Source organism: Chryseobacterium capnotolerans (assembly GCF_021278965.1).
GTDB classification, from domain to species: Bacteria; Bacteroidota; Bacteroidia; order Flavobacteriales; family Weeksellaceae; genus Chryseobacterium; species Chryseobacterium capnotolerans.
In genome coordinates this window covers 2727770-2753356 of record NZ_CP065589.1, presented here as the reverse complement: position 1 = coordinate 2753356, position 25587 = coordinate 2727770, and the positions used below count along the sequence as shown (strand labels likewise).

Genomic DNA, 25587 nt, shown 5'->3' with positions numbered 1-25587 from the left:
CTTGTTACAGATGATTACGAAACAATGTGAAATTAAATATTTTTATTCTGAAAGTGAATCGTTGATTCAGTAAAATTTACTGAACGACATTTTCTCTAGGTTAAAATATTTTAATCCTAATATCTTCATGAAACTTGCAGTGTTATTTTTCAATAATTACATTTACTTTCTGAACATAAATAATTTAAAAAAACATGATTGTAAGAAAAACGATTGGATTAAGAGGAATTATACAATTTGCCGGGCATCATATCTGGTGGCTTACAGCCTATATGATTTTGGTGTCTCTGCTCTATAAAGTGGCAGGCTGGCACTGGATTTCTATTCCGTGGCTTCCGGTTTCTTTAGTAGGGACTGCATTAGCTTTTTATATCGGTTTCAAAAATAACCAATCTTATGACAGAGTTTGGGAAGCCAGAAAAATATGGGGAGCCATAGTCAACAGCAGTCGCAGCTGGGCGGTAATGGTTAATTCCTTTGTAAAAAACAGCGACAATACACAGTATAGCCCAGAGGAACTCATGCAAATTAAGGAACGTCTAATTTATCGTCATATAGCCTGGCTCTATACTTTCAGAGAGCAATTGCTGGTTCCTACACAATGGGAGCATGTAAGCTTAAAAAAGCACTTCGGGAAAATCGCCCAAAAGAGACAGGAATCTGAAGGAGTAGGTTTGTTTAAGGATTTTCTGAGTGAAAAACAGAAAACAGATTACTTTTTTGATGAGTCTGTACTGGTACATGCTTCTAATAAAGCAACCCAGATCATCAATTTACAGTCTCTGGATCTTGCAGACCTTGAAGATAAGGAAATCATCCATATGCGAAGACAGCTGGATATGCAGAAAGTACTTTCCGATTTTTATGATCATCAGGGAAGGGCTGAACGGATTAAAAAATTTCCTATCCCGCGTCAATATGCTAATCTGAGTTTTATATTCAACTGCATCTTTATTTTCCTTTTACCATTGGGAATTGTAGCAGAATTTGCAAAGTTAGGTGAAGCCGGAGTATGGTTGATGATCCCATTTGGGGCCATCGTTGGCTGGATCTATGTTTTGATGGAACTGATAGGCGATTACTCCGAAAACCCTTTTGAAGGATTAGGTACTGATATTCCTATGTTATCTATCTGCCGTACCATAGAGATTGATCTCTTACAGATATTAGGGAAAACAGAGCTTCCCCAACCCATTCAGCCTGTAAATGATATATTGATGTAATATAAAAGCCTGCGAAATGTGAGTTTTACTTGGTTTTTAGAAGGTGTATCATAAAATATCACACAAATAAATGGATAGCAAATAATATTTTTTAAGAATAATTTATTTGAATTGATGAAAATTAATTAATTTAGATTTCCATTAAATCTAAATATTATGAAAAATTTACAAAAAATCCAAAGACAGGAAATGAAATCAATTAAAGGAGGTATCAACTGCCCTGGTGGTCAAATATGTTTGATCGGTGGCAAGTGGCAATGTATGCCATACGATGGATGTGGCGGTGGAAATCAGCCTTAAATTGTAAACGTAACCCAACTTGACTATGAAAAATTGTAAAAAAATTTCAAGAGATCAGCTGAAGAGCATCCATGGAGGTGCTGTAAGCTGTTCAGAAGCATGCTGCCCGCCTCCGGGAATAAAAAGATGTCCTTGGGTCTATTGTGTAGCACCCTGTGAGATATTGAGCTAATAAATTGAATGTTAAAGTAAATAAAGCCTTAAATTGATTGATTTAAGGCTTTATATTGTAAAAGAAGAATCTCTTTCCATTTTTTCTTTATACCATTCTAACACTATTTTATTCCCTTTATTTGCAATTTATTTCACACCAGTTACCTCTCAAAATGTCATTGTTTATGGAAGACAACCTGAACTGTATTTATAAAGTCATCAATTTCATCGAGAAAAATTATGATCAGCAGATTTCTGTAAAAGATTTGGAGGAAATATCCCATTACTCTTACAGAAATATTCAGCGTATCTTTAAATATAGCTGTGGAGAAACAATTGGAGCTTTTCAACAAAGGCTGAAAGTGGAAAATGCATATAAACGAATACTTTACACTCAGGAAAGTCTTACATCTATAGGTGTTGAAGTGGGGTTTTCCTCTATAGCTTCTTTTTCAAAAGCTTTTAAACAGCATTTTGGGATATCTCCTAAAGAAGCGAAACAAAGTAAGCAGCAGTTACTTTGTGAACAGGATCTGATTCCGGTTACCTCTGACATTTTGCTGGAGCCTGAAATTGTATATCTTAAACCGATACAGGTGTACTATCAGAGTATTCAAACCTATTACAATAATGAAGAAATTGAATGGCTTTGGGATAGCTTTATGCATAATGAATTTCCCGATTCTGACGCAGGATATTTTGGAGTCATAGCAGATGAACCTTTAATTAAGACTGAAATAAACTGCCGGTATGATGCCTGTTCAACCATCCAGGCTCAGAATAAAAAATTGCCCTCAAAACCTATATTGGGGGGTAAATATGCACGTTTTATCCATTCCGGAACCTATGAAACAATAGAGGATACTTATACTAAAATCTATTCCCGATGGATTTTTAATTCCGGACTTGAGTTTTCACATAGTCCTATTATCGAAAAATATGAAAGGTATGCAGAGGATATGAAGGGCCAGGAGAAACAACTGACTTATATTTTACTGCCTTTGAAATAGGTTGTCAATTTTGGACAACTTTGGCACTCTTTATCGATCTAATTTTGCCTTATCAAAAAAAGATCACTTATGCAAAAAAAGAAAATCATGCTCTTATTATTATCTGCTATTATGTTTTCATGTTCTCAGGATGAGATAACGGCTTCTCCCGGTTCAGGTATACCTGACCCAGCATCTGTTGTTTACAAAATGCCTGAGGAATCAGCTCCACACGAAGGAACCTGGCTTCAATGGCCTCACAAATATCAATATGGCATTACCTACCAGAATCGGCTGGATCCTACCTGGGTAGCAATGACTAAAGCGCTTGTAGAAAGTGAAAAAGTGCATATTGTTGTGTATGATGCTATAGAAAAAAATCGAATTATGGGGTTGTTAACCAATGCCGGAGTGTCACTCGCCAATATCGATTTTAAATTATATCCAACCAATGATGTTTGGGTAAGAGATAATGGCCCTATCTATGTGAAAGATAAAAACGGCAAGCTGTTTATTCAGGACTGGGGATTTAACGGTTGGGGAAATAAAGCCCAATCTGGTAACTGTAATACAATCCCTGCTAAAATTGCAGCCGATAGTGGAATTCCAAAAATAGATCTCAATTCCGTAATGATCAATGAAGGGGGAAGTGTTGAAATTGATGGAAATGGAGTATTAATGGCTTGCAAAAGTTCTATTCTTAATGAGAACAGAAATCCTGGAATGACCCAGCAGCAGGCAGAAGCTATTTTTACGAAGAACCTAGGAGTCACAAAATTTATCTGGCTGGACGGAAAAGCCAATCTTGATATCACAGATATGCATATTGACGGATTTGCCAGATTTGCAAACTCTACTACTATTATCACTATGAACACTGATGATCTGGCCTACTGGCAAGTTCCAGACAGTGATATGACTAAACTTTACAATGCTACTCAAAAAAATGGTACAGCCTATCAGTTTGTGAAAGTTCCTTTAACAAAGTATGATGTGATAACCACCTACGGGAAAAATGTAGGTAAAGCATCTTATATTAATTATTATATTGCGAATAACAGAGTACTGGTGCCTAATTATAATGATCCTAATGATACTGTTGCTAACCGTATGATACAACAATTATATCCTGATAAAAAAGTGATTGGAATTGACTGTCGTAACCTGTTTGCTAATGGCGGAATGGTGCATTGTGTGACACAGCAGCAGCCCAAATAGAGTATTTTACAAAAAAGATAAAAACCTGCTGGTATTCAGTAGGTTTTTTGTGTTTTCGTTTACACTCCATAGAAAACTAATTAAAATTTGATAGGTCAGCAGGATAGGGTGTGACAACACTAATGATTTTTATTCGGGTTCGTACTAAGAACAAACTTTAGGTTGGCAAAATCTGTATTAGCTTCAACCAAGGTGCAAATTCCGCTGCTGTATGTATAAGTAGTAGTGTTTCCATTGGGGAGATTGATCCTGTATCTTTTGGAATCAATCTTCTGAATAGGAACCATTTTCTGGAATTTTTCCGAAAAAACAGATTTTAGATTTCCAGGCTCATTAAAATAAAGGCTTGCGGTAGAGCAGAAAATAGATTGTTGCAGAAAGCCATTGGCGCCATCCTTATCCGAAAGATTATAAAAACTTCCGTTCCAGGTAGCTGTATTGTTTACTTTTAGTTTCCCGTTCATTGTTCGATAAAGTTTTGCATGCTGTAGAATATTTTGTTTAAAGGTAACACCCATTTTGTCATAAATCTCAATGCTGTAGAGAATCTTTACTTTAGCTCGTGATTCAAAAAGATATTCAGTGATGTCGTCTTTTAAAGAACGTTCTACACGGATATTACCAATGGTTTTATCATCTTTTATGATAGAATAATTCAGATATTCTTTGGTGATTAGCGTTGCCATATTGGGTTGAAAATAACCGGGCAGTAATATTGAAAAAATCAGGAATGCTTTCATTGTATTTATTCTTTAAATTAATTATTGATGTATGTTGCAGGTTCGAAATGGATTTTGACAGATATTCCTTTTCTGAATTTGTAATAGAATAGAAATATCTATAATGCAAAATTAGGCATGAGAAAAGCCTGAAATGTTCTGTATGATAAGTGCGAACCTATTAAATCAATATTGTTTAATGTTTTGGAAATGAATCAATTAAAATAATATTGTGGGATCAGGTACAAAAGTTGGGGGGCTAAGCAAAAAGTTTGGTTAATCTGAAAAGAAAGAAAGTTTTGTCTTTCACACCCCTAAGCTGTAATCTAAAGTTTTTGATCTTCGCATTAAAAGATTCAGCAGAAGCATTAGTGCTTCTTTTATCAAAGAAGTTTAAAATATCTCTGTAATGATTCATTACTGTTTTTCTTAAGATAGAAAACGATTTAAATCCAGCTTCTTCAACGTTTTTGAACCAATGCGCCAGCTTAGTCATCGCAATAGATTTTGAAATATTCTGATTATAAATTTTTCTAAGTTTATCCGTTAACTGATAAGCTTGTTCCAGATCAGGATATTCAGCAAAAAGGATACAAGCTCTCTGCCTTTGGGATAAAGTCCATTTTTCCCGGCTTTTATAAAGCAGGTATTTGCTTCTTGCCAGAAGTTGTTTCCGGGTATCTCCGTTTTCAAAGACTTGCCTTTCAGGATATTGCTCTTCAAAAGAATTTTCCATTTCAATAGCTTCCCAACGATATTTGATCCTGATTTCCTGCAGAGCTTCTATCGCTAGCTTTTGAACATGAAAACGGTCTACCACCAGGCAGGCATTGGGAAAGCATCTTTTCGCAATACGCTTCATTGAACCGGCCATATCCAAAGTAATCTCTTTTACCATCATCCGAAGCCTTCTGTTGATTTTCAAAAGATGCTCTATGATAAAATCACTCTGAGTACCTTTTATAATAGCCACAATACTACCTTTTTGTCCTTTTGCTTTCTTAGAGGTAAGGACTGTATAAAGTTCTCCATCAGATAAAGCCACTTCATCTAAAGATAAAGAATCTGAAAGATTGTCAGGATAAACAACCCACTGATCTGCATGATCTCTGTATTTCCAGTCTTTGTATTGGCTGAGTGTATTTTTATATTGTCTTTGAAAAGTCTTTGCCTTAACTCCAAAGAACTCTGCGATGACCTTCAGGGGAAGAGCTTTAGTATCGGCTAATTTTTTTTAAGAAACCCGCAAAGTCTTTAGTCATGCGGGTGCCTTTCGATACAAGCTGCCAATCTCTTTGAAGGATTTCTCCTGATGACCTATCGGTCCATCTTCTTCTTTTCACATGGAGTTTTACGATTTTACCCCTTAATGGATAATCATCAACAATAATCTCAGCGAGAAAACCCTTTGATTCCAACTGCCTTTCTTTAAATTCTTGTGGAATACTGTTTTTTTCTTCAAAATAGATATGAAGTTCACCATTATGTTCTTCTGCTTTGAGGATATCAAAGTTTTCAACTAAAAATTCTGGAAGTAGTAATTTAAGAAGTTCCTGATCGCTTAACATAATTCAAAGATACACCAACTTAACATTCCCCCCAACTTTTGAGACTGATCCATATTGTGTTCCGATTTATAATCCTGAACGTCTTTTATACGAGGAAGATATGAAACGGTAATTTTTTAAGAAGAAATAATAATGAATGTGGGGTAAAGTCTAATAAAAAAAACCTACTGGTATTCAGTAGGTTTTTATTTGTTTTTGCGGAGAGTGAGGGATTCGAACCCCCGGACCTGTTACAGTCAACAGTTTTCAAGACTGCCGCAATCGACCACTCTGCCAACTCTCCTTAAACTCCGATAGTATCGTTGTTTTCAGTGGTGCAAATATAGAACGATTTTTAATTCCTGCAAAACTTTTTCTTTACAAATTTTAACAAAACTTAATAAGCAACTAAAAATCAGATGGATTATTTTTGTTGATTCCTTGCTAAATGATTAAAAGTCCCCCTTTTTTTTCTCCTGTTTGTCACACTTTTGAGTGAAAAGGTTATGTGTTTTTAGAGAAAAAAGTGATGATAAATAGAAATTGATCCCCCCAATTTTTATTTGGTGTATTTTTTGCAATGTCTGTGAGATTAAAAAAATTAATTATTTATGAAATTATCTTATCTGGGAGCTGGTATTTTAGGGGCTGCCTTAACATTCACTTTGGGATCACATGTTGTTTTTGCTCATCAGCCTTTGGTAACTACTATAGAAACTCTGCAGAATGATTCTGACTCAATAAAAGTTGAGAATCTTGCTAAAGAGCTAAAGAAACTGAAACCTATTAGCTCAAATGATTTTAAAAGTAAATTTAAAAAAGAAATTAACGGATTTAAACTTACGGATGTCAACGCTTTTGAAGATAAAGAAACAGGATCGTATGCTACTGCAAACTATGCAAAAGGATCTCAGAATGTTTATTTAATGGTAACAGATGGCGCTGGTGCAGGAGCTGAGGCCGTTAAAGGGAGCCTTTTAAGCTATCTGGAATTAAGAGCGGTGGAGGAACCGGGAGATAAAACAAATATTAAAAGCTATAAAGGCTGGTTCGTTTACTTTGATCACAGTATGTATGAAAGTGATAAAATGACCAGTATTCAGTATCTGGAAGGCAACAGATATGGGGTAGTGGCTTCAGGAAATAATATTTCACTTGATGAATTAAAAAAACTTATAGATAATGTAAGTTTGTAAATTCATTCTACAGTAAAATTGAGCTCTGATTTATAAAAATAAGTCAGAGTTTTTTATTGGTAATACTCCGTAAATTATTTATTCCCCGAATTCCTTTATTCATTTCTTGATTTCCTTAATTGATTGTTTTTTTCATTGAACAGATAATGCTGTTGTAATAGCTTTGATCCACCAAAACAAAAACAATTGGTAATATAACAATCATGAACCGGGAATTTTTTTAAGAACATTTGCTTTACAGCAGCCATTGGAGTGATTTTCTTAATTGCTTCTGCATCCAAAAACGACAGGCTCAACTGTATTGAACTTGTACAGAAACATCATATTGAAAGAGTTGAATGATATAATTAAGAATACACGGACTATTTTTCTGAAATGGATTGAGGAATAATAGAAACCGATAAGAACTGTTTTCCAAGCTTGGATTAGGCGGAAAAGTGGTGGTCTAAAGTTTATAATTTGTTGCAAATAATTAATTATAAATAATCCTGTCAGAAATTTATACATCCCAATCCCTATAAAAACAGATATTAAAATATTTTTGATAGGGACCATTTTTTTACAGCTATTCTAAAAAAAGAGATTTACATTAGTGAAAAGCTTAGGTTTTATAGGCTTTTTAATGTAAATTAGATTTGAATTTATGTGCTTTTATCAGAAAATTTATATTATTAAGTAGACAAAAATTAATTTAACTTTGCCAATTGAATAATATATGGGTGATTATTGATTTTTTATTAATAATATTATATTGTTTAAGACTAATAAAAGAGACTTAGGAAAAACAGAAGATTAATTTACCTGGCAGTAGATATGAAATATAAATTCTTAAATTTTAAATTGAGGAAGGTTGTTCATTACTCGTTGATTATATGTATCTTGTTGATACAGGTAATTATAGGTGTATTTTTTTACAATGAGTTTGTGAATGAGAAAAAACTGCAGTTTATTAAAACGCAGCTGGAGGAAAGCAGAGCGCTGGGAGGACTGACGGATAATTCAAGAAAGGATTTTCTGGATGCACAGGAACACCTTCAAAGATACATGGTAAGCCAGGATAATAAGGATCTACAGCTTTATTTTGAGTCCTTGAGAAAACTGAAAAAGAATTTTGATAAGATTGGGGAGTATGAAAATACAAGCCCAAGGTTAAGAAATACCCTGGCTCAGAAAAAAATGGATACCATGAAAGTATCCAAATTGAAAAACCTGATAGATTCCGTATATGAAACCTCTTTGAAGCCGCCTACGAAGATTGAAGATCAGACTTATGAGCCTGCAAAGTATAAGAATGACTTTGAGAACTTCAATGTACAGACCCGTACTTATGCTGATACGATCAAGAAGAAAGGGTTCATGGGACGTTTGAAGGATGCCATCACAGGAAAGGTGAATGTTCAGAAAGAAAGCACAGTCATTACTTTAACAAATAATAAGACCATAGACATTTCCAATGTAAAGACTGAAATGAATAAAGCTTTGAAGTCTATGGATAAGCATTATGCTGCTGAAGTAAAGAAAGCACAGCAGTTTGCAATCAAAAATCAGCGTGAGAACATGCAGTTTTACAGCAATTTTAGTAAACTGTTGGTATACAGTAACGGATTGATTGATGTATACGAAAATGCTATTAAAGATTTCAAATCTGAACTTGAAAAAGAATACAACAAACAAAGTTCTGACAATAATAAAATAAGAAGATATCTTGTCCTTGGGCTGATGGTATTAATGTTCATTGTGTCTATCTTGATTATGTACTTTACAAGAGTGGCTTTCATCTACGAAAGAAAACTGAATGCTGCGAATAAAGAAATTAAGAATAACCTGAATTTCAAGAACAGGATTTTGGGAATGCTGAGCCACGATTTAAGATCTCCGTTGAAGATTATTAATATTTTTATTGATAAAATTTATAGAACCACAGGTGATGAGACGATTAAAGACTATCTGAAATCAATTAAATTTACCAACAGCACCCTGCTTCTACAATCTAACCAGATTCTGGAATATACCAAGAATCAGGATGCTGAAAAGAAACTGATAAAATCTGTCTTTAATCTTAAAGAAGAAATCGGTTCTATTGTAAAAGTGATTTCCCCTTATCTGGAGACCCGAAACAATAAGTTTGCGGTCACAGACAGAATTCCTGAAGGAGTGGTAGTATTTTCTGACAACATCAGAATTAACCAGATTTTTATGAATATTCTGGGGAATGCCAACAAGTATACGGAAAATGGGAAGATTGATCTTGTCATGGCAACAGAGCCGTTAGGAAATGATAAAATCACTCTGATTACAACAGTAGGAGATACTGGAGTTGGAATTTCGGAATCGGATCTGAAAAAGATTTTTGACCCTTATTATCAGGGAACCGTTTCAGATGAGGTAGATAATCTTGGAGTAGGATTGGGATTAAATCTTGTGAAGGAAATTGTAGAATTATTTGATGGCGAAATTTCAGTTTCCAGTAAGCTGCATAAAGGTACTCAGGTGACGTTCAGAATCAACTTAAATATCAATAATAAATAATGGAAATGCCAATTGAAAACAGAGAGATTGTATTCCTCTTAGCTGATGATCACAGTATTGTAAGACAAGGAATGGAGATCGTTATTAGTGATATTGCTCCCAATGCTAAAGTATATCATACATCATCCTTACAACAGGCAATAGAACTTATAGAGACTAAAGGAGTTGAAATGGCTATTATTGATGCCCATTTTCCTGAAGGAAACAGCCTGCACATTTTACCACAAATGAAAAGCATAAACCCGGATATCAAGATTCTTATTTTTACAGGACTTGAAGAAGATCTGTATGCACTTAAATTTATAAAAGCCGGAGCCAACGGGTATCTGAGCAAACTGAGTGAAGAAGAAGAGGTGAGAGATGCAGTAACTCATTTTATCGAAAAAGGAGAATACTTTTCTGATCTTACAAGGAATTTATTAGTCCAGTTTATTTACGATCCTAAGGTAATAAGTCCGCTGAGCAGTTTAACTAAAAGAGAACTGCAGATTGCAGAGCTGTACGCAGATGGATTTGGAAACCTGGAAATTGCGAATAATTTAAATATAAAGCAAAATACAGTAAGTACAATCAAAAAAAATATCTTTGAAAAACTGAAAATAGAAAATATTGTAGAATTGATTGATCTGATCAAGACCCATCATAAAATATAGATTTTCCTAGTGCTATTCTACACTTCTTCAATGCTCACCTTGTTTTATCGATAAATATCTATACCCCATCTGATATGTATCGATGGGGTTTATAGATGATATTATCCTGCGATGTCGTTACTTTGTAGTATAAAATTTACCAAATGAAATGCAATTGCTTTTTTTAGTTTTTTTCACTTCATAACAAACAGGTAAATGAGATAACTGTAAAAATAATAAACTATAGTTATATAAAACACAAGTGATGAGAAGGAATTAACAAGTGATGAGATTAATATAGAAGCGTATGAATGACCTTAAACGTGGATTTCTTGAAAAAACCAAATGATAAGAAAAAAACACAAATTACTATAAAGAAATCCAAGGTGTGGTTACTAGTACAAGAGAAAAGGGAGGCAATGAAAGCCTCCTTTTTTTATGATGATATATGATCTGTTTTCAACTTAAAACCAGTATCAATTCTTTTGCTTTTTATATAGCGTAAGCTTAGTATTAGTATTACGGTTAGGATTATAATGATCGTAATTATATGACAATTCAACCATTTGTGTTTCTGTTTCCCATATAACTTTGGACGGTTTTTCAGAAACAGGTTCTCCCAATTTTTGTTTTAAGAAGGTGTGTAGCCATTCAAATTTAGGGGCAAAAATTTTGTGGGTATTCAGACTTTGCCAGGCCTCAAAATTATCCTTGTTATGAATGGTTGCTCTGGATTGGGTCTTCCATAGGAATTCAATAAGTTTCAGTGATTGATTCTCCGGAGAATAAAAATAGGAGGTTATCAAATGGATGTACTTGCGTTCTATTTTCTGATACACTCTTGGAATTTCATCACATGACGTACTACAGCAATCACTACAACAATCATCACATATAGAATATTGAGTAAGGTTCAATGCATTTTCTTTTTTTTTTTCAATGCGATCAATCTGCTGGAGAGATAAAGTATTAAAATGGTGATAGAAATCCATGAAGTTCTTTTCAACCCATAATTTTGTGTACGGTTCACCAAGAATAGGTTCGCGGTATTTATTTTTGAAAGTAATCAGATTGAGCTTGTTTTTGTCAATCTCAATAATTCCTGAGCGATTAGGATCACCAGTAGAGAACCTGATGGTCTAATATTCGTTACCGGGGAAATAGTTCATCTTTGCGTAGTGTGAGCGGTAAGAGCCAAACTCATCTTGATATCCAATATATGGAGAATAGTCATTTTTGTCATAAAGGGGTTGGGAAGGGCGGATATCATCTTTAAGATCAAAAATATTGATCAAATTATCATCTTTTAAAACAACTATTTTAGTGGAGCCACCCTCCGAATACAGGTGATAGAGATTTTGCTTCACTACAAAAGATGTTGCCAGGGAAGATTGAAACATAAACATACCAGAAAATTTATTTTGGTATAAAACTTCGGTTCCCTTTTGTGGGTCATCATTAGAAGTTGGATGGTGATCAGCATTAAACCTTCCACTGGCCTCCAGTTTCTTTGGATCTTGGAGTTTGAGAATCATAGTAGGTGTACTGAGGTAATAAACATTATTAAGTTTATTGACTATCGCATTTTCTGTAAAGACTTCATATTGCTGTCCGGTCTTATTATCCTTAAACCACGTTTTAGAGCAGCAATCGTCTAAACTACGATTGAATACCGTATAATTTTGATCTTTGAAAATAATATTTGATGTACTTAAATCTCTTATCCATTTCTTTTTTTTCTCATCAAGATAGAAAGAAGCATAGCTCTTGTAATTGGTGGTGAAAATAGTATCATTCCTTACCGTTAGATTGTAATCCGAAAACTTAATAGGGGGTGGTGGAATGGTAGCCTGAACTTTTCCACTCTCATCCAGAATGTAGAAGTCTACAATGGTATATTTGCCCAATGGATTATCTTTTTCAAAATAACAGTAATATTTTGATTTATGCTTTAAAGACGGTCCTAAAGTTCCCGGAATATTGATTTCTATTGTTTTAAAGCTTACTTTTAACTCATCTGACTGGCAGGATTGCAGTAATAAAAGGGCTATAAAGGCCTGAAGAATATATTTCATGGATTGGTTTGAAGCCCTAACTTACGAAAAATTGTATAACCAGAAAAGTAAAACCAGTGAGAATATATCCTTTAAGGGGGAAGAAAACCGGAAAATATTAAACAATACTAACTTGCCAAGTAAGTATTACAATAGACAGTGATCCATTAGGTGACTAAAAGTAGCTTCCATCCTCCATCTTCCGGCTTCCATCTTTAACTAAACTTTTGAATCGCTTCCGGGCTTACCGGACTAAAAAAGTTAATCATATTTCCATCCGGATCACAGAACAGGAGAGAGCGGTTGCCCCATGGCATTGTGGTAGGTTCCTGTATAATATGATCTGTAAGGGCCTTTATTTTTTCATATTCCGTATCCACATCAGCGACTAAAAATTCGATAATCGTACGGGTAGGACCTTTGGATTCTGTAAGATGTGTACCTCCAAACATTTTCATGGTAAGTGTGCTTCCAATAGCTATGGTAATGGAACTGGTAGTAAGCTCAGCAAAATCTTCAGTGTACCATTGGGCTGCCAGTCCCATTGCTTTTTCATAGAACTGAACCGATTGCTTGATGTCTTTTGTGATGATTCTTAACGATGTTAATTTCATATAATCTTGTATTTAATATAATTTGATACAAAATTAAGAGCAGGCTATGACAACAGGATGTCAGTAGGATTTTAAAACCGGAAAACTATTTTTTCAAGGTTGATAGCGGAATTGGTTGATTAATAAAAATTAGCAATATGTATTAATTGTTTACAGTCAAGGATTTGTATTTTTCTTCCTTCTGATCTGATCAGTTTCTCCTGCTTGAAATCATTGAGAATGCGGGCAAGAGTTTCTCTGGCAGTTCCTACCATATTGGCAAGGTCTACCCGTGAAAGGGAAATCAGTACTTCTTCTCCAGGAATATCATTGGATTTATACTTATCGTGAAGGATGAGTAAGCTTAAGGCAGCCCGCTCTCTGACGGTTCGGTGAGATAAAATGGCAATAAGATTTGCCATAACACTGAATTCATGGCTTAAAGATTTTAATAAAAGCCTCGAAAAAACAGGGGATTGGTCTAAAATTTCGAGAAAACTGTCTTTCGAAATAAAAGAGATCACAGAATTTTCAAGAGTGGAAGTGGTATCTCCATAAGATTCATGGCTCAAAATGGCCGAATATCCGAAAAACTCCCCGGAACTGTAGATATAGATGATCTGTTCCCTGCCATCATTATCTACTTTATATTTTTTTATTTTCCCTTCATTGAGATAGTAAATACCGTTAGGCTTTGTACCATCTGTAAATATAGCCTCATTTTTACGATAGTTTTTAGTTTTCATGGCCTTTAGAAGCAAATCCTTATCATATTCAGGAAGTTCATCAAAAAGATACTGATTGTTGAAAATAAATTTTGAGATCATAATTTTTCTACGCAGGCTAGTGAATAAACGCTCAGTTTGTAACTTAAATCACATTTTAAACCGATATAAATCACCAGATTTTCTGCCCGAACGAATTAATTTTACAAAAGTAATAAAATAGATTTTGAATAAGGATATCTATCTGTTTAGCTAGGTAAATATCAGCCATTAATCTTATACATAAAGAGAGAAAGGAGTGTATTTGAGTGTACTAATCCTTGTCTAAAACGATATTAAGAACACTGGGTAAAAATTTAAGTCGACATGTTTTTCACAGCGGTTGCTGACATTCTAAATTATTTTTTTTACTTATTTATTTTATCCAGTTGTTTTTAGGATGAGTGTTTTTAAAACTTATCATACAATGCATTTAAATCACTCAATACAATGAAAAGCGGTTATTCCAGTATCTTGGAATAACCGCTTTTTATTGTATAATATATAAGATAGTTTATTGAATCTGTGTAACCATTGTTCTTACTGTATGTGCAGAGAAATATCCCAACGCTCCATTGCTGATATTACTTGGCGGATTGGCAGGGGTAACACTGCCGCCATATCCTTCCGAGATCTTAAGAAGGGCACTGTAATAGGTGAATATATTAGTGTCGATGGACTGCATCTCAACATGAATAACATCACCAACCACTACTTCATGATCTCTTCCTTTATTATCGTCATTCGGAAGTCCCAAAGTCCATTGATTGGGTAATCCATTGTTTAAGTTGTCAGAAAGCACACTGATGTACTTTTTAGACAAATTATTGACAGTAAAACTTAATAGATAGCGGTTACCCAATTCTGCAGGGTCTGTAAAAACAGGCAGAAGAGTGTATGTTTTTTTACTCCCAAACATAAAAGTATCCTGTACAAGACCTTCCAGTTCTACAGCTTCAGGCATAGTACTTTGAGCGGTGTATTGTTTTCCTTCTGCCAAAACCTTAAGAGTATAAGTTCTCCCGGGTACACCAAGAAAAGTACTTGTTTTATATTCTCCTCCTCCTGAATATTCCAGTGTTTCTGTTTGTCCGGTATTATCACTTAAAATAACTTGGGCATCAGTAACAGCCGGATATTGATTAGGTTGGGCAAAACCAACAGATTTGGTTATTTTTACGATATATGCATCGTTTTTATCTGTAACATTTCCTTCAATGACAATATTTCCACTTTGGTCGGTTAGATCCAGGTCTATCTCTTTTTCACAAGACGTTAATGCAAATGCAGATAATATGATAAAGAATGCTTTTTTCATGATTTAAAATTTGAAATTGTAAGTGATGTTAGGAACCCAGCGAAATAGGGAAGTCTGCATGGCGCGGGTTGTTCCCGGATTGTTCGGGTTGTCCTCGAAATTGATAGTATAGGCATTTTCACGGCCATACAGGTTGTAAATTCCGAACGTCCATGATCCGCGGAAACGCTTGTTTGATTCCGGTTCGTAAGTGGCACTAAGATCCATTCTGTGATAAGCAGGCATTCTGTCAGCATTTCTGCTGTTGTATTGGAATATCGTTTGTCCGTTCAGTTCATATTTTCCAACAGGGAAAGTTACTGCATTTCCTGTACTGTAAAGGAAGAGTCCGGAAAGGGTCCATTTTGAATTAAGCTGGTAGGTAGCCACTACAGAAAGATCATGGGTTTTGTCCATTCTGGCGTTGTACCATTGATTATCATTGATTCCATCAATCTTTCTCTCAGTTTTAGATAGAGTATAGGAAATCCAGCCTGTCAGCTTTCCGCTTTTCTTTTTGGCAATAAGTTCCAGCCCGTAAGCTCTTCCTTTCCCAAATAGCAGTTCGCTTTCTACATCCGCAGCAGTACTGAAGCCAATCTGAGCCCCATTTTTGAAGTCGATCTGGTTTTGCATAGATTTGTAATAGATTTCAGCATTCACCTCATAATTGTTGTTATTGAAATTTCTGCTGTAGCCCGCACTGATCTGATCTGCAATTTCAGGTTTTACTGAATAGCTGCTTCCAATCCATTGGTCTGTTGGATTTCCGCTGCTGCTGTTGCTTAAAAGGTGAAGGTTCTGGGTATTTCTGGAATAACCTCCTTTCACACTGCTCACTTCATTAATTCGGTAATTTGCAGTAATACGAGGTTCAAGGTTGGTATATGTTTTTCCGAATTTTCCTTTTTCTAAATACTGGCTTCCAGTAAGCATGCCATTTTCATAAGAGTTGAAAGTATCTCCGCCCAATACACTGAATAGGGAAAGTCTCATCCCATAATTGATGGTCAGCTTTTCAGTTGCTTTAAAATCATCATTAATATACACTGCGTTTTCCCATGAATACCTTGGATTTCTTGAGAAAGAGTTCACAATGGTTCCTGATGCGCTACTGGGTGTCAGCGTATGATAAATAGATTGCAGGCCAAAACGTACAGAATGCTTGTTTCCTGCAAACCAGGTAAAGTCCTGTTTAAGATTCCAGTCCTGTATCTTTGAATTTAAATTAAACTCACTTTCATTATTTTTCAGACTGATTTTATAATCATAATTGCTGTAGATAAGGGAAGTATTGGAGAACAATTTGCTGTTGATAATACTGTTCCATCGTAATGTTGCAGTGGTATTTCCCCAATCGGTATTGAATGTATCTCCTAACCCTAATACATCTCTTCCGAAATATCCCGAAATATAGAGTCGGTTATTTTCATTGATCTGATAATTAGCTTTCAGGTTAAGATCATAAAAATATAATTTGTTGTCTTTATAATCTTTAGAAGATTTGAGGAATAAATCAGCATATGTTCTTCTTCCTGATACGATGAAAGAAGACTTTTCCTTCTGAAGCGGTCCTTCTACACTCAGCCTGCTGCTAATCAGTCCGATTCCACCGTTGATATTATAATTTTTGTTGTTTCCGTCTTTCATTTTCACGTCCATTACGGAAGAAAGACGTCCACCATACTGAGCCGGACTATTTCCTTTGATAATGCTGGCATCCTTCAGAGCGTCACTATTGAATGTACTGAAAAAACCAAGCAAATGCGAAGCATTATACACCGGAGCTTCATCCAGAAGAATCAGGTTTTGATCCGTGGCACCTCCTCGTACACTGAATCCGCTGCTTCCTTCACCGTTGCTTTTAATCCCCGGCAGAAGCTGTATGGTTTTCATAACATCTTTTTCCCCAAATAGTACAGGAAGTTTCTCTATGTTTTTGATATTCAATGTTTCAGTTCCCATCTGGGCACTTGAAAGATTTTTATCCTTTTTAACACCGGAAACAACCACTTCATCTATTGTATTGGATTTTTGCTCTTCCGGATTGAGAAGAAGATCCAGCTTCATGTTCTGATCAACTTTAATCTGTTGTTCAAAATCTGTATAGCCTGGATAAGAAATTATAATGGTGTGATCTCCTTCAGGAAGCGATAGAGAATAGAAACCATATTCATTGGCTACAACGTTAATCGAAGGATTATCGCTTACTTTTACTGTTACACCAATCAGCAATTCGCCGTTTTTTTTATCCTTTACTGTTCCGCTTATGGAGTGGGTTTGCTGTTGGGCCATCATCACAGTGCTGAAACAGAGCGCAGCAGTGGCTGCGGTAATTTTTAAAAAAGATGTTTGCATTAGTTTTTTTTAAAATAGTAGACCTTTTCTATAGTAACTTATTTATCGTTTCCTGATGATTAGTTGACAGAATAAGGAATTAGTTACATGCAAAAGGCCTCTATTCTTGGAAAAAAGATGTTTTTTCTATTGTTAATCAGTGTTTCTGGAAATGTTAATACTAAAGATTATGAGAATTTGCTATTGGAAATTGATTGATCTTTAAGTTGTTGTGTTTTTATTGAATGAAAAACGAATTATGATGGGGAAAACTGTAAGTGAATGAATTGATGGTTTTTTATTTCTTTATTTAATTTTTTATTAAAAAATAGTTTTAATTGTTTAATATTTTAACTTTGAATGGTTCAAATGTTGGGTCTGAAGTATAATTTTTTTCCTTTTTTAAACCTTCTTAATCCAAATTTTAAACTTATCTTGCCTGTGAAGAATGATTAAAGAGTATGGGAAATCTTAAAAAGTGGATCATGGGTAACCTTTCCACTATATTATTAACAGGGGTGTTCATAATCATATTGATTAACCCGGATGCGAAGGCTTGGCTGATGAGACAGGTAGCATCCACAGGAATTCTCAATTCCAGAATTTCCGAATCTAAGGAGAGACCGGGAAATACAGTGGCCTATACAGGTTTGATGCTGAAGAATGAAGATGGAACTCTTATTGATCCCTCTCATCTGAAAGATAAAGTAGTTTTTATCAACTTCTGGGCTTCATGGTGTCCTCCGTGCCGTGCCGAATTTCCATCGGTTGAAGAGCTATACGGAAAATATAAAAACCATTCTGATATGGTATTCCTTACCGTAAATCTTGATGATAATCCGAATTTGGGAAAAACCTATTTAAAAGAAAAAGGGTTTACAGTTCCTTTTATAACTCCTGCGGGCAGCATTCCTGGAGAACTTTATAACGGTTCACTGCCTACTACTGTTGTACTGGATAAAAAGGAGTAATCCGGCTTCATCATACCGGAGTTGCTGATTATAGTAAAGCTTCTTTTTATGAACAAATTGATGGATTACTGAAATAAAATAAGACAATAAGCACTTTGAGAAATTAGAGATATGAATTTGTACACCTTGCTTTCCTTTCATCCTAAGGAAGATTATTATTTCTCAGTAATAGACAAACAGGGAAATATTTTTGACAAATTTCAGCTTCCTGAATGCCGGGAAGTTCCCATCAAAAATAATGTTATTCCTATCAAAGAAGAATTTGAAATTAATATGCAGACACCTTCTTGGAGGCAGTAATGATCCGATAGGTTTTCACGAATATGAGCAGGAAGGTATGGCTTGGGGCAATAAATGTGAACAAAAACTTAGCAAAACCAGGACAGATGAAGAACAGGATCAATGGTCTTTGGATTGCGATTACAAAATTGTATGTGCGATATGTTGGGATAATATAAAAGAATCAAATCAAATTATAAAAAAAAACAATGAATTTAGCAGAATTAGAACAAAAATATACTATTCAGTACCCTGAAATCTATAGGCGATTAGCTGAAAATAATATGCTGGATTGGGGCGTATCCGGATCCAACTGGTATTATGATACTTTTCCGAAGCTAAAAGAAAATCCGCCCTTACTTTTATTTGGATTTGATATTGAAATCTGGAATGACCAGGAACTTGTTGAAACCTCTATTGATGAAATGTCTGATGAAGAAGATTACAGAAATATCCATTCAGATTATCAGTTCATTCCATTTGCACAGAATGGAGCCGGAGATCTGTATGTTTTTCAGTTTGATTTGCAGAAGAATGGGGAAGTTCCTGTGACACTTATTCCTCACGATGATGAAGAAGCTGAGGTATTAGCCGGAAATTTTCAGGATTTTATTTTTCGTCAGCTCCTCGAATCGGTAGCAGAGATCAATGAAGATTCTATGTTTTATGAAGAGGAAGAAAAAGATCTGAAGCAAAACCTCTTCAATCAGTTAAAAACACATGAGGCTTATCTTACGGCAAGACAGGTAGAAATCCTGAATACCATTTATCAACGTGATATTTTTGAATATACCTATAATGTTCCTAATGGTGGCTCATTTGAAACAGAAGGGTTGGTGACATTTGATGAAGTAGAAGAGATTTTAAATAAGGAGATCGCCTCTGAATACTTGAACAGAAGTTTTAATTATACAGAATTTTCGGAGTCATAAACAATAGAATATGCCGGATCAGTTAAGAACCCATATCGAAAAAATACTTCCTCTTAGTGATGAAGAGTTTGAATATATATCCTCCTGTTTTATCTATAAAAAATACAAAAAACACCAGTTCTTAGTACAGGAAGGAGAGCTTGTGCCCTACAATTACTTTGTCCTGAAAGGTCTTCTGAAATTAATTTATACTGATGGTGCAGGAAAAGAGCATATTGTAGGATTTGCAATGGAAGACTGGTGGGAAACCGATTTTCCCGCTTATTATCACAGTAAAAAGGCAACCATGTCACTGATATGCCTGGAAGATACAGAAGTACTATGTCTTACGCTTGAGGATTATAGAAAAATCTGCAGTATTCACCCTAAAATGGAGCATTTCTTTCTGGAAAAAGCCTATATGGGATTTATTTCAGCACAACAACGAATTATTTCTACCATGACAACCGGAATAAAAGAACGCTACGAGCAATTATTGAAAAAATATCCGTCTCTGGTACAGCGTGTCCCAAAATCATTACTGGCATCTTATCTGGGAGTTTCGCGGGAAACCCTGAGCCGTTTATCCATATAGAACTGTGATCTCCCTCACTCCATAATCGTGAGGACGGTCACGGAGTTTTGTTATCCTATTCTGCAATTTTGCATAGTAACATTTAACAAAATTCAACAATGGAAAAAAGAATCGTAAACCCTTGGAAATGGCAGAATGAAAGAAGCTATGCACAGGCTGTAGAAGTAAAGAATGCAGAAAGTACTTTATACTGCTCAGGACAGGCAGCCATTGACCCGGATGGTACTTCCAGTAATAAAGATATGAAAAGTCAGCTGGAGCAGGCGATAGCCAATCTTGAAGAAGTCATTACAACAGCTGGGTATGAGTGCAGGGGAATTGTCAGATTAAATATCTATACTACTTCAACCCAGGAACTATGGCCTCATTTTCCTATTCTTCAGGAATGGATTGCTGCTCATCACATTGAACAGGCAGTCACGATGCTTGAAGTCAGTGGCTTATTTGAGACCTTGACAGTAGAATTAGAAGCTACAGTTGTTAAGTAGCCCTATGATCCGTTTTAAAACTTAGCCTCCAATGTATTTGGAGGTTTTTTTATTACCTTTATGTAAGCTAATTTATAATCAAATAATGGGTATGAATATTCAACTTTTTTCAAAAATGCATTGGTAGGAGGTGCTACACAGGGAATCGGAGCAGGAATTGCCATTGAACTGGCAAAATGTGGGGCTAATGTAACCCTAATGGCTCGTAACGAAGAGAAACTTAAGAATTGTATAGCTTCAATGCCAATAGTCAATTCAGAACAGAAACATCAGTATCTGGTGGTTGATTTTTCTGATTTTGAGCACTATAAGAACATTGTTGCAGAATATTTTAGTACCCATTCCATAGATATTTTGGTAAATAATACCAATGGTCCGGAACCAGGACTTGCCATTGAAAAAAGTGTTGGTGATTATCAAATAGCTTTTGATCTTCTTTTTAAAACCGTTTGTGAAACTACTATGTTGGCTTTACCATATATGATTGAAAATAAAAATGGCCGAATTATTAATGTTTCTTCACTCTCTGTAAAAGAACCCATCGGGAATCTGGCACTTTCCAATTCCATACGTTCTGCAGTGGCAGCATGGGCAAAAACCTTATCTAATGAAGTAGCGCAGCATAATATTACCGTCAATAATATTTTAACCGGATATTTTGATACAGAACGAATTCAGAAATTAGTGAATCATGAGGCTCAAAATACAAATGCCTCTCCCGATGAGATTAAGAAAGCCCGTGAAAACAAAATTCCAATGAAAAGATTCGGAAAACCTGAAGAATATGGTCATCTGGTAGCTTTTCTCGCTTCAGAATATGCTTCTTATCTTACCGGAGCGAGTGTTCCTTTGGATGGTGGGTTGAATAATTCGTATTAAATTATAAGAAAGGAAGCTGGAAGCTGGGAGTGGGAAATCGTTGAAGTACAAACCATAGTTTATCTATTGAAATTTTCTAAAGATAATCTCCATGAATATTTAGTCTGATAGTAACTTCCAGCCTCCCTCTTCAAGCTTCCAGCCAATTTTAAAAAAATATCACAGTCTGATGTAATAGTTCTTTTCCGCCAGTTGTCATCTTAGTATTGGAAAATATGATATGAAAAACTGGTCTTTTAAAAAATGGAACACCGTACTGGGATGGTTCCTGTTTTCTATTGCATTGATTACCTATTTCTCTACCATGGAACATTTCCTGAGTTTCTGGGATTGTGGAGAATATATCGCTTCCGCGGCTAAGCTTGAAGTTACCCACGCACCGGGAGCTGCTTTATTCCAGATTGTAGGAGCTGTGGCCAGCATATTAGCATTAGGGAACAGCAGCAATTATTCTATTGTGATTAATGCCATGTCGGCGCTTTTCAGTGCATTGACGATTTTGTTTCTGTTTTGGACTATCACTCATTTTTTAAGAAGGCTTTTACGTAAGAATATTGAAGATATTACCAGGCATCAGGAGATTTCCATTTTGTTTGCCGGAGCTATAGGAGCGTTATGTTTTACATTTTCAGATACCTTTTGGTTTTCTGCGGTAGAAGGAGAAGTATATTCAATGGCATCTCTGTTTATCGCACTTTTAGTCTGGCTGGTTACCCAGTGGGAAAATGAATATAAAGCGATAGACAGTGAACGGTGGATTATTCTTATTTTCTTTATTTTTGGACTTTCTGTGGGAGTTCATATGATGTGTATGCTGGCTATTCCGGCAGTATGTCTGGTGTATTATGCCAGAAAATATACATTTACCTGGAAGAGTTTTATCATTGCTAATCTTATCACACTGGGTGTTCTTGCATTTGTCTTTAAAATTATTTTCCCATTGATAATGACGATGTTTGGGCAGCTGGAGATCTTTTTTGTAAACGGGTTGAGGCTTCCTTTTCATTCCGGGACGGTTGTCGCTTTTATTTTGATGGCAGTCATCTGTTATTTGATGATTAAATATGCCAGAAAAACAAAAAGAAACATTTATCAGACGATTGTTTTATCTGTAGTGTATATGATAATAGGTTTTTCGTGCTGGCTGGTGATTCCGATCAGGGCAAACGCTAATCCGCCTATGAACCTTAATGATCCTGATACAGCCATTGGGATGAAGGATTATTATAACAGAGTGCAGTATGGAGATTGGCCAACTGTTTACGGGCAGAATTATACTGCTGCTCTGGACAGAAAAGGCTTGGAAAAAAATGAAGATGGAAGTTATAAAAGGGAAATTACAGGAATAATCTATGAAAAGGATGAAAAAACTAAAACCTACAGAAAAACAGGAGAGCGGTTTAATTATGTGTATAATAAATCCCATATAAGCTTTATGCCCAGGATGTTCAGCGAGGACAAAGAAGTAATGGCCAATTATATTGCTATGTATGGCGCTCCCGATTTTACTTTCAATTATGATAACGAGGATGTAGCAGAGAATCCGCAGGCTAAGCAGATCTTTGATGAACTAAGGGCAAAATATGAAGATGATTCCATCACGGTTGAAGATTATATGAAGGTAAAACCTTATGATCTTATTAATGTACAGAGGCCTTCTTTTGCCCAGAATATGGATTATTTTATCTCCTTTCAGAACGGATATTATTTTGTAAGATACCTGATGTGGAATTTTGTTGGAAGGCAGAATGATTTTCAGGGACATATGGAAAATACCCACGGAAATTGGATCTCAGGATTTTCTTTCATTGATAATGCTTTATTGGGTAATCAGGATAATATCCCGGCTCAATTTAAAAATGAAAGTACTGTAAAGTTCTTTTTCTGCCGCTTATACTGGGACTCATTGGTTTCTTTTTTCAGCTGAACAGAGATTTTGGACGATTTTATGCACTTTTTTCGTTGTTTATTCTGACCAGTATCGGAATTGTTTTCTATACAGGAGTAAAGCCATTTGAACCAAGAGAAAGAGATTATGCAATGGTAGGGTCATTCTATGCTTTTGCCATCTGGATTGGTTTAGGTGCCGGAGCTGTTCTGTGGTTTATTCAATCCAGGATAAAATCTAATGCTGCTCATATTGGGTTAGGAATGATCTTGCTAGGAATTCCTTTTATGATGGGCTTCCAGAATTATGTTCCGCACGATCGTAGCAAGAAATCCGCAGCTTATGATTCAGCTTATTCTTTCCTGGCTTCATTGCCTAAAAACGGTATTGTTTTTACCTATGCAGATAATGATACCTATCCGGTTTGGGGAATTCAGGAGACGGAAAGGTTTCGGGATGATGTGAAAACCGTGAATTTCACGTTGTTGGCGACTCCGTGGAATATTGATCAGGTAAAAGAAAGACCTACCATGCGATGGGAGTGCCTGGTGAACTAAAACATGAGGATTACAGAGATGGAGTAAACGACCAGGTGTATCTGATGAAAAAGAAGATTGGGAAAGACTTTTTGCTATGTTAAAAGAGCAAGGAGCGCCTGAAACTGAATTTCAGGAATTTAAAAAATTCCTGACTCAGGATTCAATGACATTAAAAGAGGCCATTAAGTTTCTGAAATATAAATCTCCGGCAAAAGATGAGTTACTGAAAATGTATTTTGGAGAAGAAGAATATGAGAAATATAATATTATTCCGGTACACAACTTTATTCTTCCTGTGAATAAGGAAAATGCTGTACAATCAGGGATTATTAATCAGGCTGACCTTCCGAATGCAGTGGATCAGATTACGATTAATTATGAAGCGAATACTCTTTATAAAAGTCATCTTATCATGCTTGATATTCTGGCTCATTTCGATTGGAAACGCCCTATAAATTTCTCCTCCGGAGGAATGTATGACAGTGAGAATATCTTTTACCTTGATAATTACCTGCAGTTTGACGGTTTTAGTTATAGATTGATTCCTATCCATACACCTCAGAGTCAGGATGGTGATAAAGGAAGGGTAGATGCTCATTCACTTTATAATGTAGTGAAAAATTACAGATGGGGTAACTTTAAAGATCTGAGTATTTATTATGATGAGAGTGCAACATCCAATATTATGGGCTATAGAATGTCGGTGAGCAGAGCCGTTTCTGCATTGGCTGCGGTTGGTGAAAAGACAAAAGCTTTAGAGCTGCTGGACCTTGTCGCAAAGGAAATTCCAGCTGAAAGATATAATGATCCGCGTTCATTAAGTTTGATTATTACGGCTTATATTATTGCTGGTGAAGAACAGAGAGGTCTTCAGTTGGCTGAGAGTCTTAAAAAAGAAATCTTTAATGAATATGATTATTATCTAAGTCTTTCTCCTGGGTTCCGGGCTGCTTCCAGAAAGCAGATGAGGTCCAAACCTATGGAATATGCTGTTGTTGTTTCTGCTGTGATGGAAGCCTACAGAACATTGGATCAAAATGATAAAGCACAACATTATCTTTTGAAATCTATAGAACCTATTGATAAAAAGTTCAATGTTTTTATACAGGGACTTCAGAAAATGGAGAAAGAAAAAGCAATGAAAGAATCTGAAAACGTTCAGCAAATTACCCCTTTTTATCAATATTTATTTAATGTAATGGAATCTTTTGACTCTACTTATGCCAAGAAAAAGAAATAGAAATCACTACAGCAATCGTGAAAGCAACACAATAACAGAAAATATAACCATTAAGAAAGGCTTTCAGAACAAAGGATTTTTGTTTTTATAGTTTCGTTTCAAAATCTTTGATTTTACCTTGTACATTCTGAATTTTATCTGCTTAATGGTTTTTTTAATACGGCCTTTGAATTTAATATTTAAAGGCTTTTTTTTATTTTTAAAAATGAGAACTAATTGAAAGCAGAACAGAGCACATTAAAAGCT

At 35.4% G+C, this 25587-nt stretch carries 23 protein-coding genes, 1 tRNA gene and 1 pseudogene; 15 read left to right on the top strand and 10 right to left on the bottom strand.

The genetic code is table 11. The features are described 5' to 3' along the window. Nucleotides 1–194 precede the first annotated feature (194 nt). The 5 genes from H5J24_RS13175 (at nucleotide 195) to H5J24_RS13160 (ending at nucleotide 3883) form a co-directional block, all read left to right on the top strand. Nucleotides 195–1223, top strand: coding sequence for a bestrophin family protein (locus H5J24_RS13175; RefSeq protein WP_068942803.1), 1029 nt, complete (start codon nucleotides 195–197; stop codon nucleotides 1221–1223). Between the two features lie 156 nt (nucleotides 1224–1379). Then, nucleotides 1380–1523, top strand: a complete 144-nt coding sequence (locus H5J24_RS13170; protein ID WP_160138729.1) for a bacteriocin-like protein — start codon at nucleotides 1380–1382, stop codon at nucleotides 1521–1523. Nucleotides 1524–1548: 25 nt separating this feature from the next. After that, complete coding sequence (locus tag H5J24_RS26200; protein WP_167386992.1) at nucleotides 1549–1695, top strand: bacteriocin-like protein; 147 nt, start codon at nucleotides 1549–1551, stop codon at nucleotides 1693–1695. 166 nt (nucleotides 1696–1861) lie between these two features. After that, entirely contained in the window at nucleotides 1862–2686 is an 825-nt protein-coding gene (locus H5J24_RS13165; protein ID WP_096788325.1) for an AraC family transcriptional regulator, read from the top strand. 69 nt (nucleotides 2687–2755) lie between these two features. Continuing rightward, nucleotides 2756–3883: an agmatine deiminase family protein gene (locus H5J24_RS13160; RefSeq protein ID WP_068942805.1), complete on the top strand. Its 1128-nt coding sequence runs from the start codon at nucleotides 2756–2758 to the stop codon at nucleotides 3881–3883. Between the two features lie 119 nt (nucleotides 3884–4002). On the opposite strand, the gene H5J24_RS13155 is transcribed toward H5J24_RS13160, so the two are convergent. The 4 genes from H5J24_RS13155 to H5J24_RS13140 all read right to left on the bottom strand — a co-directional run bounded on the left by H5J24_RS13155 (nucleotide 4003) and on the right by H5J24_RS13140 (nucleotide 6453). Then, the gene (locus tag H5J24_RS13155) at nucleotides 4003–4569 is read right to left on the bottom strand and encodes a DUF6134 family protein (RefSeq protein ID WP_141395666.1); all 567 of its coding nucleotides are present in this window, start codon (nucleotides 4567–4569) and stop codon (nucleotides 4003–4005) included. 292 nt (nucleotides 4570–4861) lie between these two features. Further along, complete coding sequence (locus tag H5J24_RS13150; protein ID WP_185124671.1) at nucleotides 4862–5797, bottom strand: ISAon1 family transposase; 936 nt, start codon at nucleotides 5795–5797, stop codon at nucleotides 4862–4864. Nucleotides 5798–5816: 19 nt separating this feature from the next. After that, nucleotides 5817–6170, bottom strand: a complete 354-nt coding sequence (locus H5J24_RS13145; protein WP_068942808.1) for an ISAon1 family transposase N-terminal region protein — start codon at nucleotides 6168–6170, stop codon at nucleotides 5817–5819. 198 nt (nucleotides 6171–6368) lie between these two features. Continuing rightward, nucleotides 6369–6453, bottom strand: a tRNA-Ser gene (locus H5J24_RS13140). 307 nt (nucleotides 6454–6760) lie between these two features. Here H5J24_RS13140 and H5J24_RS13135 point away from each other — a divergent pair. The 3 genes from H5J24_RS13135 (at nucleotide 6761) to H5J24_RS13125 (ending at nucleotide 10527) form a co-directional block, all read left to right on the top strand. After that, nucleotides 6761–7345, top strand: a complete 585-nt coding sequence (locus H5J24_RS13135; protein WP_068942809.1) for a hypothetical protein — start codon at nucleotides 6761–6763, stop codon at nucleotides 7343–7345. 924 nt (nucleotides 7346–8269) lie between these two features. Continuing rightward, complete coding sequence (locus H5J24_RS13130; protein ID WP_228407607.1) at nucleotides 8270–9874, top strand: sensor histidine kinase; 1605 nt, start codon at nucleotides 8270–8272, stop codon at nucleotides 9872–9874. Nucleotides 9875–9879: 5 nt separating this feature from the next. After that, complete coding sequence (locus H5J24_RS13125) at nucleotides 9880–10527, top strand: response regulator transcription factor (protein WP_232815577.1); 648 nt, start codon at nucleotides 9880–9882, stop codon at nucleotides 10525–10527. Between the two features lie 455 nt (nucleotides 10528–10982). Here H5J24_RS13125 and H5J24_RS13120 read toward each other — a convergent pair whose 3' ends face one another. The 6 genes from H5J24_RS13120 to H5J24_RS13095 form a co-directional block, all read right to left on the bottom strand. Further along, entirely contained in the window at nucleotides 10983–11498 is a 516-nt protein-coding gene (locus H5J24_RS13120) for a hypothetical protein (protein ID WP_232815576.1), read from the bottom strand. Between the two features lie 147 nt (nucleotides 11499–11645). After that, entirely contained in the window at nucleotides 11646–12581 is a 936-nt protein-coding gene (locus H5J24_RS13115) for a hypothetical protein (RefSeq protein ID WP_068942814.1), read from the bottom strand. 194 nt (nucleotides 12582–12775) lie between these two features. Beyond that, the gene (locus H5J24_RS13110) at nucleotides 12776–13174 is read right to left on the bottom strand and encodes a VOC family protein (protein WP_068942815.1); all 399 of its coding nucleotides are present in this window, start codon (nucleotides 13172–13174) and stop codon (nucleotides 12776–12778) included. Nucleotides 13175–13293: 119 nt separating this feature from the next. Next, nucleotides 13294–13980 carry a Crp/Fnr family transcriptional regulator gene (locus H5J24_RS13105; RefSeq protein ID WP_068942816.1) on the bottom strand — a complete coding sequence of 229 codons (687 nt, stop codon included), beginning with the start codon at nucleotides 13978–13980 and terminating at the stop codon, nucleotides 13294–13296. A 451-nt stretch (nucleotides 13981–14431) separates the two neighbouring features. After that, a complete protein-coding gene (locus H5J24_RS13100; protein ID WP_068942817.1) occupies nucleotides 14432–15235 on the bottom strand; it encodes a DUF4249 domain-containing protein in 804 nt (267 codons plus the stop codon). Nucleotides 15236–15238: 3 nt separating this feature from the next. Then, nucleotides 15239–17572, bottom strand: coding sequence for a TonB-dependent receptor (locus H5J24_RS13095; RefSeq protein WP_068942818.1), 2334 nt, complete (start codon nucleotides 17570–17572; stop codon nucleotides 15239–15241). A gap of 440 nt (nucleotides 17573–18012) precedes the next feature. Between H5J24_RS13095 and H5J24_RS13090 the strand changes: the two genes are divergently transcribed. The 7 genes and pseudogenes from H5J24_RS13090 (at nucleotide 18013) to H5J24_RS13060 (ending at nucleotide 25376) form a co-directional block, all read left to right on the top strand. Beyond that, nucleotides 18013–18522: a TlpA family protein disulfide reductase gene (locus H5J24_RS13090; RefSeq protein ID WP_232815575.1), complete on the top strand. Its 510-nt coding sequence runs from the start codon at nucleotides 18013–18015 to the stop codon at nucleotides 18520–18522. A 111-nt stretch (nucleotides 18523–18633) separates the two neighbouring features. Then, complete coding sequence (locus tag H5J24_RS13085) at nucleotides 18634–18822, top strand: hypothetical protein (RefSeq protein WP_068942820.1); 189 nt, start codon at nucleotides 18634–18636, stop codon at nucleotides 18820–18822. Nucleotides 18823–19010: 188 nt separating this feature from the next. Next, on the top strand, nucleotides 19011–19733 hold the full coding sequence (locus H5J24_RS13080; protein WP_068942821.1) for an SMI1/KNR4 family protein: 723 nt from the start codon (nucleotides 19011–19013) through the stop codon (nucleotides 19731–19733). 10 nt (nucleotides 19734–19743) lie between these two features. Continuing rightward, a complete protein-coding gene (locus tag H5J24_RS13075) occupies nucleotides 19744–20307 on the top strand; it encodes a Crp/Fnr family transcriptional regulator (protein WP_068942822.1) in 564 nt (187 codons plus the stop codon). Between the two features lie 98 nt (nucleotides 20308–20405). Beyond that, nucleotides 20406–20795: a RidA family protein gene (locus tag H5J24_RS13070; RefSeq protein WP_068942823.1), complete on the top strand. Its 390-nt coding sequence runs from the start codon at nucleotides 20406–20408 to the stop codon at nucleotides 20793–20795. Between the two features lie 120 nt (nucleotides 20796–20915). After that, nucleotides 20916–21674, top strand: a complete 759-nt coding sequence (locus tag H5J24_RS13065; RefSeq protein ID WP_232815574.1) for an SDR family oxidoreductase — start codon at nucleotides 20916–20918, stop codon at nucleotides 21672–21674. Nucleotides 21675–21894: 220 nt separating this feature from the next. Further along, nucleotides 21895–25376, top strand: a pseudogene (locus tag H5J24_RS13060) (glycosyltransferase family 117 protein). The last annotated feature ends 211 nt before the right edge of the window (nucleotides 25377–25587 follow it).

Bases quoted from the DNA above. Each gene is read 5' to 3' on its own strand.
- H5J24_RS26200 (WP_167386992.1), top strand. From the start codon at position 1,549: ATGAAAAATTGTAAAAAAATTTCAAGAGATCAGCTGAAGAGCATCCAT.
- H5J24_RS13070 (WP_068942823.1), top strand. From the start codon at position 20,406: ATGGAAAAAAGAATCGTAAACCCTTGGAAATGGCAGAATGAAAGAAGC.
- H5J24_RS13075 (WP_068942822.1), top strand. From the start codon at position 19,744: ATGCCGGATCAGTTAAGAACCCATATCGAAAAAATACTTCCTCTTAGT.
- H5J24_RS13120 (WP_232815576.1), bottom strand. From the start codon at position 11,498: ATGGATTTCTATCACCATTTTAATACTTTATCTCTCCAGCAGATTGAT.
- H5J24_RS13110 (WP_068942815.1), bottom strand. From the start codon at position 13,174: ATGAAATTAACATCGTTAAGAATCATCACAAAAGACATCAAGCAATCG.
- H5J24_RS13125 (WP_232815577.1), top strand. From the start codon at position 9,880: ATGCCAATTGAAAACAGAGAGATTGTATTCCTCTTAGCTGATGATCAC.
- H5J24_RS13155 (WP_141395666.1), bottom strand. From the start codon at position 4,569: ATGGCAACGCTAATCACCAAAGAATATCTGAATTATTCTATCATAAAA.
- H5J24_RS13165 (WP_096788325.1), top strand. From the start codon at position 1,862: ATGGAAGACAACCTGAACTGTATTTATAAAGTCATCAATTTCATCGAG.
- H5J24_RS13160 (WP_068942805.1), top strand. From the start codon at position 2,756: ATGCAAAAAAAGAAAATCATGCTCTTATTATTATCTGCTATTATGTTT.
- H5J24_RS13135 (WP_068942809.1), top strand. From the start codon at position 6,761: ATGAAATTATCTTATCTGGGAGCTGGTATTTTAGGGGCTGCCTTAACA.
- H5J24_RS13105 (WP_068942816.1), bottom strand. From the start codon at position 13,980: ATGATCTCAAAATTTATTTTCAACAATCAGTATCTTTTTGATGAACTT.
- H5J24_RS13175 (WP_068942803.1), top strand. From the start codon at position 195: ATGATTGTAAGAAAAACGATTGGATTAAGAGGAATTATACAATTTGCC.
- H5J24_RS13095 (WP_068942818.1), bottom strand. From the start codon at position 17,572: ATGCAAACATCTTTTTTAAAAATTACCGCAGCCACTGCTGCGCTCTGT.
- H5J24_RS13090 (WP_232815575.1), top strand. From the start codon at position 18,013: ATGGGAAATCTTAAAAAGTGGATCATGGGTAACCTTTCCACTATATTA.
- H5J24_RS13145 (WP_068942808.1), bottom strand. From the start codon at position 6,170: ATGTTAAGCGATCAGGAACTTCTTAAATTACTACTTCCAGAATTTTTA.
- H5J24_RS13115 (WP_068942814.1), bottom strand. From the start codon at position 12,581: ATGAAATATATTCTTCAGGCCTTTATAGCCCTTTTATTACTGCAATCC.
- H5J24_RS13080 (WP_068942821.1), top strand. From the start codon at position 19,011: ATGAATTTAGCAGAATTAGAACAAAAATATACTATTCAGTACCCTGAA.
- H5J24_RS13100 (WP_068942817.1), bottom strand. From the start codon at position 15,235: ATGAAAAAAGCATTCTTTATCATATTATCTGCATTTGCATTAACGTCT.
- H5J24_RS13170 (WP_160138729.1), top strand. From the start codon at position 1,380: ATGAAAAATTTACAAAAAATCCAAAGACAGGAAATGAAATCAATTAAA.
- H5J24_RS13085 (WP_068942820.1), top strand. From the start codon at position 18,634: ATGAATTTGTACACCTTGCTTTCCTTTCATCCTAAGGAAGATTATTAT.